We start from the raw sequence: 11,529 nt of genomic DNA on the forward strand, positions 1-11,529 counted from the left end.
GAATGAAAAATATATTAAGAATACTGGTATTGCTTACATTTTTAAATGCAAGTGCTCAAAATTTAAATTATAATAGTCCCTTACCAATAGATAAAAGTTTTAAAACTGGGGTTTTGTCTAATGGCATGACTTATTATTTAAAAAGTACCGATGTTACAAAAGGAGTGGCAAGTTATTACATTATACAAAATGTGGGGTCTATATTAGAAGAGGACAACCAACAGGGACTGGCTCATTTTCTTGAGCATATGGCATTTAACGGAACCAAAAATTTTAAAGGGAAAGGAATATTAAACACAATGCAGAAACATGGATTGGTTTTCGGCAAAGATATTAATGCTTATACATCATTTGATGAAACCGTTTACAATGTGAATAATATTCCAACTACTCCAGAATTAATCGATACAGGGTTATTAATATTACACGATTGGTCTAATTTTTTATTACTAACAGAAGAAGAGATTGATGCAGAGCGCGGTGTAATAAAAGAAGAATGGAGAACTAGACAAAACGGGGCAATGAGGGTATTTCAAAAATCCTTAAAGACTATGTTTAACAATAGTAAATATGCCTATAGACTTCCTATTGGACAAATGGATATTGTTGAAAATTTTGAGTATAAAGCACTAAAAGATTTTTATCACGATTGGTACAGAACCGATTTACAAGCTATTGCAGTTATTGGAGATATAGATATAGAAGTTATGGAGCAAAAGATAAAAGCTCTCTTTTCTAAAATTCCAGCAATTGACAATCCTAAAAAGAGGTTAAATATAACAATACCAAATAATGATAAAATGCTCTACTCTTTAGTAATGGATGAAGAGGTAACAACTTCGTCAATTTCTTTAGGATTTAGACATCCAAATTCTTTAGTAGATCAAACTGTAGCAGATTTAAAAACTAATTTGCTAAATACAATGGTAATTAATATGCTGTCTAAAAGACTTAAAGAATTATCTATTAAACCAGATGCAAGTTTTTTAGGCACAACAGTAAATTTTGGACAACAAACAAGAACATCTAATGTTTTTAAAATCTCTATGTCTCCTAAGCCAGATAAACAACATGAAGCTTTTAAAGATATATTAAAAGAGGTGAATAGAGCAGTTAAATTTGGTTTTGCAGATGGAGAAATTCAAAGAACAATAGCTCTCATTGAAAATTACTATGAAAACCAAATAAAGAAAGAAGAAGATAGGTCACATAGTCAGTTAATTTCTATTATTAAAAATCATTACCTTAACAATATCACTATTAAAGATTTAAAGCAGGAATATAACTTAGTAAAACTGATAATAGAAAATTTAACATCTAAAGAACTTCATGATACCATAAAAAAATTATACTCTAAAAAAAATAGGTTTTTAATTGTAACAGGTTTAGCTGGTAAGCATAATTTAAGTAAAGAAGAAGCCCTAAGTATTATAAATGAGATTGAACAGGATGAAACATTAGTTGCATACAAAGATGATTTTATACAAAAAGGACTTTTAGAAGACACTAAAATAATACCAGGAACAATAATAAAAGAAGAAAAGAACGAAGATTTAGGAGCTACAACCTTTTTCCTAAGTAATGGGGTGAAACTACACTACAAATTTGTTGATAAAAATAAAAATGATGTACAGTTATATGCTATAAGTGAAGGCGGAATGTCTTTACTGAAAGATGATGATATTCCTTCTGCTAACTTGCTTGAAAATGTTGTGCAATATTCAGGGCTAGGTAATTATTCCGCTACAGATTTAACTAAAATATTATCAGGAAAAACAGCTCGATCTTCTATAAAATTAGGCAGTTTACACGAGACCCTTTCTGGGGCAGCAGTAACTAAAGATGTTGAAACTATGTTGCAATTAACACACCTTAGGTTTGTTAAGCCCCGTTTTGATGAAGATGGTTTTAATGTTATTATGCAGAATGTAAAAAATTATCAAATAAAAAGGAGTGAGGCTATTGGTGAAAAAATTAAAGATAGCATGATTGTTACGTTGTATGGCGAAAATAATCCTAAACACCGGTTGTTTGATGATAATTTTATTAAAGATATCTCTTTCGAAAAAATCAAAACCATATATAGAGATAGGTTTGATAATGTTTCAGATTTTGAATTTTTTATAGTGGGAGATATTGAAATAGATAAGGTAAAGCCTTTAATTACAAGATATATAGCTAGTATACCAAGTAATCTTGATAAGGAAAAATGGAAAGACAATTCAACAAATTGGCTAAAAGAGCAAATAAAAAAAGACATTTATTTAAAAATGGAAGACCCTAAAAGCTCTGTAAGGATTGCTTATAAAAAAGATACTAACTACAGTATTAAATCTGATATAATTTCAAGTGTTTTAGGAGATATATTAAAACTTAGATTTACAGATACATTGAGAGAGGAAGAGGGAGGAACCTATGGAGCAAGTGCTAGCTCAAGTGTATCAAAAATGCCAAAACAAGTAGCTTCCCTTTCAATTAGCTTTGATTGTAACCCAGAAAAAGTAGAAACCTTAGTAGGTATAGTACATAATGAAGTTGAAAAGATAGCAAATGGAGATGTAAATCAAGGTGATTTAAATAAGACAATTACTAACTACATAAAACAGAGAAAGCAACAAAAAGATTACAATAGCTATGACTTGAGTAGGTTGGTAACATTCTTTAGAGATGGTTATGATATTGAAAATCCAAAGAATTTTGAAACTATAGTTAATTCAATCACTAAAGAAGATATACAAAACTTTACTAAAGACTTAATAACAGATTCCAAGTTTTATCAAATAGTTTTTAGACCAATTAATCAGGCACATAGATTAGTTAATTAAGAGAAACTAAATTAAGAATCAAGCTTTTACCATTGTGAAAAAATGGTTTGCCTTATGATGAAAACTATGTTTCAAAAGATAGTATCTCACCAAGTGTGTATGTAAGCTTCCCTTAATTAGAACAGGACGGTGTATTATACTGAAATAGGTTGACTCTTTTTGGTTACTATATCCACGTTCAAAAGATTTTTTTTAGTCGTTTAGAAGGCAAAAAAATAGTTTGAACTAGGTCTGTTTTTAAATCGTAAGTTCAGGTAAATTTACATTATTTTTTCGATAGGATTTGTATTCGATGTTCGGATTACGATGTACTTCAGCTGGTTTTCTTAAGTTAAGGCTAAAATGCGTTCTTAAATTGTTATAAATATAAATTGCTTGGTCGGTCATTTTTTGTGCTAATTCTGTGTTCTTAATATTTTGTTTTAAACCGTATTCGTGTTTTAGTGTTCTGTTAATGCGTTCAGCAACTGCATTTTCGTAAGGATCATATTGTTCTGTCATACTCAAGGTGATATTATTATCTTCTGCAAACTGCGTGTATTTAGGGTTGCAGTACTGGAAGCCTCTATCAGAGTGGTGAATAAGTTTTAAATGAGAATATTTTCTGTTTTTAATGGCCATATTGAGTGCTTTTTTGCAAAGTGATGTTCTCATATGGTTATCGAGGTTGTAGCCCATAATTTGCTTGGAATACCTTTATTTTGATTTATTAAATTTAATTAATAATCAGAAAGAACAAAAGAGAGAATAAAGGTTACTATACACGGTGAAGCATTAGACTTCGGCAACATTGATAATCCTCTCTCTTTAACTACTTAAACTTCGTTCAGTTCTGTGAGACCTAGATCTCGTTTTTAAGTTGTTGAAATATGAGTAGCGTTGTTCTTTCCAAATTTCAAGTTGTTATGACTAAAGATAGAAAAATTTATGGTATTGACATTAGTAAATCTGTGTTTGATATTTACAATCAAGATACAGGACATTTTCAATTAAAGAATGATGAAAAGGGTTTTAAAACACTACTAAAAAGTTTATCAAAAGATGCTTTGGTAGTAATGGAAGCCACGGGATATTATCATTACAGATTAGCTCAGTTTTTATATAAGAAAGGGGTATTAGTATCTGTTGTAAATCCCTTGTCAGTAAAACGTTTTATTCAAATGAAACTAGCAAAAGTAAAGACGGATAAGAGTGATGCAAAATCTATTTGTGAGTATGGTATCTTTAATGATGTTCCATTGTACAATGCTCTAACAGATGCACAGACAGAATGCTTACAGCTCTTTAGGTTATTAGATAGTTACGTAAAAAAGAGTACAGCGACCAAAAACAAACTGCATGGCGAAGAAACACTAGGAATGCCATCAAAAACGGTTTATCGCTCCTTAAAACGAGACCTAAGCCATTTAAAGAAAGAGATTTTAATATTAGAGAAGCGCTTATTAGAATTGGTAAAACAAGACCAACAAGAGCAATTAACATTATTGCAAACCATACCAGGAATAGGCTTAAAAACAGCTTTGTTTTTAATCGTAGTAACAGATGGATTTAAAAAGTTTGAAAGTGCAGCACAGCTTTGTAGTTATGTAGGCATTACACCAACGATTCGAGAATCAGGAAGCAGTGTGCGAGGGCGTAGTAGAATAAGTAAAGTAGGCAACAAGAAATTAAGAAATCTTGTGTTTTTAGCAGCCTTTTCAGCCTATAAATATAACCGAGCCTGCAAAGCCTTATTTGATAGAATTGTAGCTAAAGGAAAGAGTGCCAAACTAGCATTAATAGCGGTAGCGAATAAGTTGCTAAAACAGGCCTTTGCTATTGCAAAAAGTGGATTGCCTTATGATGAAAACTATGTTTCAAAATTAGTTTAAAGTTACTTGTTTTTTAACTCAGTTCTTTGTTAGCCAAAGGTTTTTTTATTCAGTTTTCAAGTTCTGCTTGAAATATACAAAATGATATTCAACGGATTTTGCCCAATATTCGGTATTGTGTTCTCCAGGTTGAATTGAAAGTCTTATCGGCAATTTTTTAGATAAAGCCAGTTCTTTAATTTTCAGGGTGTTTGAAACCAAGGGGTCATCTAAGCCACAGTCAATAAAAAATCCTTTTGTAAAGTCCTTTTTGCTTTCAAGTAGAGTCGAGATGCTAAACTTTTTCCAATTATTTTCTTTATGATTTCCTAACGTCATTTCCAAATCGTTTGTCATTCGTTCACTTTCAAAGAATTTTAAACTGATTTCTTCGAAGTTTTCATAATCAAATTCAAGAGCTCCACTTGTTGAAGCTGCTGTATTGAAAAAGTCGGAATGTTTTATGAATAAACTCAACGCTCCATAGCCTCCCATACTTAAACCTGTTATAAAAATATTCTTGTTGTCAATGCTGTATTTTTTCTCAATTTTAGGAACAAGTTCTTGGAAGAAAAAATCTTCGTATTGGAAGTTTTCTAAATTTGGACTGTTCAAATAATAGTTGACAAATCCCTCTGGACAAACTAATATCATTTGATAATCAGTCGCCAATTTTTTCAAATCGGTTGTTTCGTTCCATTGGTTATAATTTTCACTATATCCGTGAAGCATAAAAACCAATGGATAACTTTTTGTAGATTGATAATTGGCTGGTTTTTGCACAAGAACAGGGACTTTTCTTTCTAATTTGTCTGATTTTATTTTGAAAACTGTTTGGGCAAAAAGCGATTGCGACAAAACCATAAATATTGTAATTAAAGCGATGTTTTTCATTTTTGTACTTTTGTCAAAGGTCTTAAAAGACTATTTTTGAAACAATAACTAACAAAATTGTTAGTCTTTAAATTATTGATTATGAGAAAAGAAAAATCAACCAATTATGCGAATGAGCAATTTTTATTTCAAGTTTGCGAATTGAATTCAGCAATTGCAATGATAAGCGGTCGTTGGAAATCTCAGATTGTTTATTCAATTTCTCAGGGCAATAATCGGTTTCATTTGATACAGCAAGAATTGCCTAATATTTCAGAAGCTGTTTTGGCAAGACAATTAAAGGAATTAGAAACTCACGCCATTTTAGTAAAACAGGAAATTCCCAATACTGTTCCTGTTGGAATTGAATATATTTTGACCAATAAAGGTTTGGATTTAGTTCCTATTTTAGAAAGTCTTTGCGATTGGGGAAAACGGTATGCAAATGGCAAAGAAATTTCCATTTTTCCTATTTCTTAAGTTTGATTTTTATACGTGTGTTTTTAACTTGTGGCTAACGTTTATGTATAAGGAAAGTTGCGTGTTTGTGTGCGAGGATTTTCCGAAGGAAAATCAGAAGCTAGCAAACGAGTAACTAACTTTGGTTTAGCTAAAACTAGCAATTTTTTTTATACGGTGTTAGCATACGTATTTTATTAAGGTCGATTGTCTATATAGGTTACGGGAATGGTCAAATTTAATTCTTCTCCATGTCTATAATAAAAGTCAAAATCAGGCAACTTTTTTAATGTGTTAATTAGTTTCATTTCTAAGTTTTTATCATTAATTCCTTTTATAGAAACAGAGTAGTTATTTTTTGATTTTCCAGTTTTGAAGATAATTGAAATCCGTTTGTTTTTCAATTTAGTTCTCGTTTCTTGGTCTAACTGATTGTCAATAAAACTCACAATTTCTTTTGGGTCTTGAGTGTAAATTGATTTATGATAATTACCTGTTTTAAAAACCGCATTTTCAATTTTTCCTTTTTTTAAGGTTAAATTCCATTCTGACTCATAAATGGGGAAACCTGGACTTTGGCTCATCCAGATGTTTTCTCCTTTTGGAACAAAAAGATTCCCAGAATACCAGTCGACGGATACCAAATTATTTTTAATTTTATTAGGAAAGAGTTCGTTTAAGTCTGCTTTTATACTGTCTTTTTTAAAGTTGAAACTATAAATGTTTGATAAGTAGAGTTTGTCTTTTATTATTTTCCATTCCGCAGTATAATTTTTCAAACATCCCCAACACTCTGGTTTTACATTTTTATTACCAAAAAGTTTGCTTTGGTCAAATTTAGACAAACAGTATAGAGGGAAAGTTTGAATTTGAATAGTGTCCTTTTTCCATATTAACAAATCAGGTTGAGCATAAGGTTGTCCTGCTCTTTGCTTTTGACAATAACTAATATTTATTGTCAATATTATGAAATAAAGGACAGTTTTTTTCATATGTATGCTAACGTGTTTCTTTAGTTTGTATTAAATAACTTTAGATAGAAAAAGAGGAGAACTATAACGTGTTTTAGATTTATAGCTCCCTTACACGTACCAGTCCTCTCTTTCTATAAAGTTGCAAAGAACCATTTGGAATACCAGGGCTATAAGAACCCGATAAAGGAATTAGTTTTTGCAACCTATTTAATCACTCTAAATGTAAAAATATGAAAAATTACAAAGAAGTAGTTGGTATTGATGTATCAAAAAGGACAATAGATGCTTATTGTTACCAAGCTCATGCACACAAGGAGTTTGTGAATGATATAATTGGTTATAAAAGCCTAATAAAATGGGTATTAAAGATATGTAAAGAAGTACCTTTTTTTTATTGTTTTGAAAACACAGGCTATTATTCATTAAAGTTGGCTCTTTATTTGTCTAGTCAAAACATCGTTTATGTAGAAGAGAGTCCGTTGAAAATTAAACGTTCATCAGGCATAGTAAAAGAGAAAACAGATGTGTTGGATGCCTGTTTAATTGCTCGTTACGGATGGTTGTATCGCGAAGAATTAACGCCTAGTACGTGTATGGTTAGTTGCGTGGTTTGGTAGCTAATTTAGCAAACTTTTACGGACCAGAGAAAATTCCGCAGGAATTTTCGCAAGTAGGGAAGAACATAGCAATTAATTATACACGTTGTTGTGCGTTCGTTTTTTTATTCAGTTATATTAATTTTTATTCCGTTGAATTCCGTTTTGTTATTCAATTCGTAAGTTGTTTTTGATTCATAATATGGTTCCCATTTTTGTAAAATCAATTCGCTATGTTCATTCCACTTAATGATTTTATATCCACTCGGAATCAGTCCTTTTTTCAGGTCATTTATATTTTTAGCATTTTCAATCACAGACCAAAATACTCTTGAATATCCAAGTCCACCTTTGTCAAATTGATATTCATAATATTTATATTTTTTGTCTGGTGAAATGGATTCAGTAAGTATATTCAAATTCGGTTCATTTAGCTTATGTTCCGAATTGAAAGCTTCTTCGAGGTCGTTGAAATCAGAGTTGATTTTAATCCCAATTCCAATTATTCCAATCAGGATAATTCCAACTATTATTATAATCCATTTTCTCATTAAAACTCAAAATTTTGCTTTATACACGAACTCTTAAATGACTCACAACGATCTCGTATAACCGTCAGTTACGGGTTGAAGTACACAAATTTTTCGGTTTAGCACTGACGTTAGCAATTCCGAGTGGATTCGGACGTAGTCGAATCCGCCGTAATTGCGGTTATACATTGTTGGGCACTGGCTTTTTTCTTATTTTAAGTTGATATATTGTTCCGTAAATCAGTCCGATTATTCCACCAAGATAGCTGAAATTATGCATTGTTCCAGCAGTCAAGAAACTTTTTCGGTCGGTCAAATCTGCTGGAAGATTCCAATTAGCATTTAAGTTCGAGATTACAAACTTACCAACCAAAATTCCCACGACTCCAAATCCGATTGCGATTAGTAAAGTCCGAATTGTTGCTCCGAAAGCACTTTTCCACATAATTTTTGCAGTCGGTTGGAATAATCCAACAACTCCATTTATCAATCCGATTAAAAGTCCGAACCACCAAGTGGACCAAATTCCGACCATTCCAATTGTCATTCTAACAGTATCTGGATATGCTTCAAGTCCGAATTGTTCAAGTTTGAATTTTGTAAAATATTCATTCGAGATTGAGTAAGAAACTTGATTGTGGAAAATTCCGTAAATCGAAGCAAGAATTATCGAAATAATTACAATTAATAATAAAAGTCCAATTTTTTTCGCCATTTCGATTTTCAGCTTGTGCCCAACGGTTTGTATAAAGAAAGTTGCGTGTTTGTGAGCGAGGATTTTCCGAAGGAAAATCGGAAGCTAGCAAACAAGCAACACCTAAAGGTTTAACACTAAAATAGCAATTTTTTTTATATGGTGTTGCCAACCGTTTTTTATTATCAGATTATTAATTTTTAAACTCAAAATATTATGATTGATTTTTTTAATGATTTATGGAAGTATTTAAACTATCCGAATCCTCTTTGGGGGAGAGTTTGGATTGAATGGGTTGCCTATTTAATTCTTTGCTGTTTGACATCTTATTTGACTGTTCTTTGTTTAATTTAATTTCAGTTGTTATGATAGAAGTTATTATTGATATAACAATTGCTATTAAAGCTTTTAACAAATTTGTTTTTATAGGGTTTCTCTTAAACCAATCAGAGTTTGGGTTTAATGAAATATCAAAATCATAGTAGTTTTTATGTTCAGCTTTTTCTTTTTTATATTTTCCAGATTCAGTAATTATAGATGCAATGCTTTTAACTTGCCATTTTTTAGGATTAAAATCTTTTCCCATTATTTGTCTAGAAGCCCAAACAACTCCACAATATCCATTTTTATCATTATGAATATGCTCTTTAATTTTATTAATTATTTTTATTTTATCGTCGAGATTCATTCAAATGGTTGGCAACGTGTTTCTTTAGTTTGTATTAAATAACTTTAGATAGAAAATTCCAGCGGAATTTTCGTAAGTCGGCAGTGAACCAAGCAATTAATTATACACGTTGTTGTAACACGTTATTTTTTTTCTATCTGATTTATTATGTCAATCATTAGTTTCTCTATGTTTTTTGTTGAACCATTAAATTGTTCGATAGATATTCTAATCAATTTTTCGCTATGTTTTCTGAAAAGCACAAAACCTTTGGTAAGAATAAAATCACCTTTTTTTGTGTAGTAATCATAAATGATTAAGTCGTCATTATTTCCCAATTCCGAATACTCTAAAATATGTTCCGTTCCAAAAATATTTCCACTTAAGTTTTTTACTATCAACTTAACATTGTTTTCTAAAGATTGGGTTTTGTCAAATTCCTCCTTTTTAAAGTTGACTAATAATTGAGCATTTGATTCCGAAAATCGAAGAGTTGGTTCATTCGGATTTTTGGTGTATTCAATTCCTTTAGGAACTTTTATCTGCTGTCCTAATAAAGTCAGAGTTGTATCTGATTTTGTCTCATTACTGTCTTTAAATACAATTTCAAATGCGCTATTGTAAGTCTTGATAACTTTTAAAGTATCAATCGGTTTATTATTCTCTAAAACGCTTTTAATGTCAATTTCAGTTTTGTCTTTGTTAATGTTAATCAATAACATAATTATTCCAACTGAAAGTAATCCAATACCAGACCATAATTGACCACTCTTTTTACTCTTTCGGTATGCAAATAATAATGATATTCCAATTCCGATTAGTATTAATTGAGTTAAAATATCTCCTATGTTTTCAAACATTCGATTGGATTGGTTTTAATGTGTTACAACGTACAGCTGTATGGTTTGTTGCGTGTTTTAAGCACCTAATTTAGCAAATACAAACCGAATAGAAAATCCGCGAGGATTTTCGTAAGTAGGCTAGAACTAGCAATAAATTATATACGGTGTTAGCAATAGTTTTTTATTTTTTATTATTCAATTCAGTCAGATGTTGGTCAATTTCTAGCCAAACATTTTCATTTCCTCCTTCTTTGTAAAAAGTAATGTTTTTATTGTTATCAATTACAATGTTTTTAGGATAAGAATTCCCAAATAAGACTTTATCATTTTTAGAAATAAAAGTTATATCATACTCAAATTTATTTTTTTCTAAAAAACCAGAAACTTTATCTTTCGAATCATCAGTAATTGATACAAACTTTACATTTTTATCCGAATATTTGCTGACTAATTTATTCAATCCTGGAATTTCCTTTCTACAAGGCGCACACCAAACAGCCCACCAATTAAAAATAATAGTTTGTCCTTTGAGTTTATTCAAATCGAAATTTTCTCCGTTAATATCTGTTAGTTCAATTGAAGGAAATATTTTTCCCTTAACAAGAGGTTTGTCGATTGTCAGAACAGATAATGAGTCAGTTAATATAGATTGGTTAATCCAAGAATAAATGATATTGTTTTTTAGTGTGTCTAATTTTTTTATTCTTAAAGAAACTCGGTTTATTGAATTATTAAACTCGATATCGATATCATTCTCTTTTATATTTTCTGAATCTTGTTTAAAATCAACTGTGGTAAATTGTTTTATTTGCTTGTTTGAAGCTAGTGCAATCCAATTTCCAGTTTGTTCTCCTTGCTTAAGAAATCCAACATAAATATCTATAGAGTCATTATTGGATTCCAAAATAGAATGGCTTAGAATTTCAAAGGGCAAGCTTTTTTCTATAGGTTTTAATATTTCAGGAAAACCTTGTTGAAATTCAGCAGTTTTATATGAACTTTTTTGTTCTTTCTGACAACTAGATAAAACTGTTAATATAAATATTGCAATGAAAATGTTTTTCAGCATTATGAGTGGTTTAAATTATTGCTAACGTGTTTCTTTAGTTTGTATTAAATAACTTTAGATAGAAAAAGAGGAGAACTATAACGTGTTTTAGATTTATAGCTCCCTTACACGTACCAGTCCTCTCTTTCTATAAAGTTGCAAAGAACCATT

At 30.6% G+C, this 11,529-nt stretch carries 11 protein-coding genes and 1 pseudogene; 4 read left to right on the forward strand and 8 right to left on the reverse strand.

All coding sequences use genetic code 11. From position 1 onward, the window contains the following. Positions 1-2 precede the first annotated feature (2 nt). The gene (locus J1D01_RS16985; RefSeq protein ID WP_421151708.1) at positions 3-2,825 is read left to right on the forward strand and encodes a M16 family metallopeptidase; all 2,823 of its coding nucleotides are present in this window, start codon (positions 3-5) and stop codon (positions 2,823-2,825) included. 237 nt (positions 2,826-3,062) lie between these two features. Here J1D01_RS16985 and J1D01_RS16990 read toward each other — a convergent pair. After that, positions 3,063-3,509: pseudogene (locus J1D01_RS16990) on the reverse strand (transposase); the annotation flags it as partial. Between the two features lie 221 nt (positions 3,510-3,730). Between J1D01_RS16990 and J1D01_RS16995 the strand changes: the two are divergent. Continuing rightward, a complete protein-coding gene (locus J1D01_RS16995) occupies positions 3,731-4,696 on the forward strand; it encodes an IS110 family transposase (protein ID WP_421151709.1) in 966 nt (321 codons plus the stop codon). Positions 4,697-4,741: 45 nt separating this feature from the next. Here the strand turns inward: J1D01_RS16995 and J1D01_RS17000 are convergent, their stop codons facing one another. After that, a complete protein-coding gene (locus tag J1D01_RS17000; protein ID WP_421151710.1) occupies positions 4,742-5,569 on the reverse strand; it encodes an alpha/beta hydrolase in 828 nt (275 codons plus the stop codon). 81 nt (positions 5,570-5,650) lie between these two features. On the opposite strand from J1D01_RS17000, the gene J1D01_RS17005 reads away from it, so the two are divergent. Further along, on the forward strand, positions 5,651-6,028 hold the full coding sequence (locus J1D01_RS17005) for a winged helix-turn-helix transcriptional regulator (RefSeq protein ID WP_421151711.1): 378 nt from the start codon (positions 5,651-5,653) through the stop codon (positions 6,026-6,028). 176 nt (positions 6,029-6,204) lie between these two features. On the opposite strand, the gene J1D01_RS17010 is transcribed toward J1D01_RS17005, so the two are convergent. Further along, entirely contained in the window at positions 6,205-6,999 is a 795-nt protein-coding gene (locus tag J1D01_RS17010; protein WP_421151712.1) for a hypothetical protein, read from the reverse strand. 212 nt (positions 7,000-7,211) lie between these two features. Between J1D01_RS17010 and J1D01_RS17015 the strand changes: the two genes are divergently transcribed. Beyond that, positions 7,212-7,598: an IS110 family transposase gene (locus tag J1D01_RS17015; RefSeq protein ID WP_421151713.1), complete on the forward strand. Its 387-nt coding sequence runs from the start codon at positions 7,212-7,214 to the stop codon at positions 7,596-7,598. 104 nt (positions 7,599-7,702) lie between these two features. Here J1D01_RS17015 and J1D01_RS17020 read toward each other — a convergent pair whose 3' ends face one another. The 5 genes from J1D01_RS17020 to J1D01_RS17040 form a co-directional block, all read right to left on the reverse strand. Then, a complete protein-coding gene (locus tag J1D01_RS17020; protein WP_421151714.1) occupies positions 7,703-8,128 on the reverse strand; it encodes a hypothetical protein in 426 nt (141 codons plus the stop codon). Between the two features lie 160 nt (positions 8,129-8,288). Beyond that, positions 8,289-8,822: a hypothetical protein gene (locus J1D01_RS17025; RefSeq protein ID WP_421151715.1), complete on the reverse strand. Its 534-nt coding sequence runs from the start codon at positions 8,820-8,822 to the stop codon at positions 8,289-8,291. 208 nt (positions 8,823-9,030) lie between these two features. Beyond that, entirely contained in the window at positions 9,031-9,489 is a 459-nt protein-coding gene (locus J1D01_RS17030; protein ID WP_421151716.1) for a hypothetical protein, read from the reverse strand. A gap of 122 nt (positions 9,490-9,611) precedes the next feature. Further along, a complete protein-coding gene (locus tag J1D01_RS17035) occupies positions 9,612-10,328 on the reverse strand; it encodes a hypothetical protein (protein ID WP_421151717.1) in 717 nt (238 codons plus the stop codon). A gap of 163 nt (positions 10,329-10,491) precedes the next feature. Next, the gene (locus tag J1D01_RS17040) at positions 10,492-11,379 is read right to left on the reverse strand and encodes a TlpA family protein disulfide reductase (RefSeq protein ID WP_421151718.1); all 888 of its coding nucleotides are present in this window, start codon (positions 11,377-11,379) and stop codon (positions 10,492-10,494) included. Between the last annotated feature and the right edge of the window lie 150 nt (positions 11,380-11,529).

The sequence above is a fragment of the Seonamhaeicola sp. NFXS20 genome (assembly GCF_049132085.1).
GTDB lineage: Bacteria > Bacteroidota > Bacteroidia > Flavobacteriales > Flavobacteriaceae > Seonamhaeicola.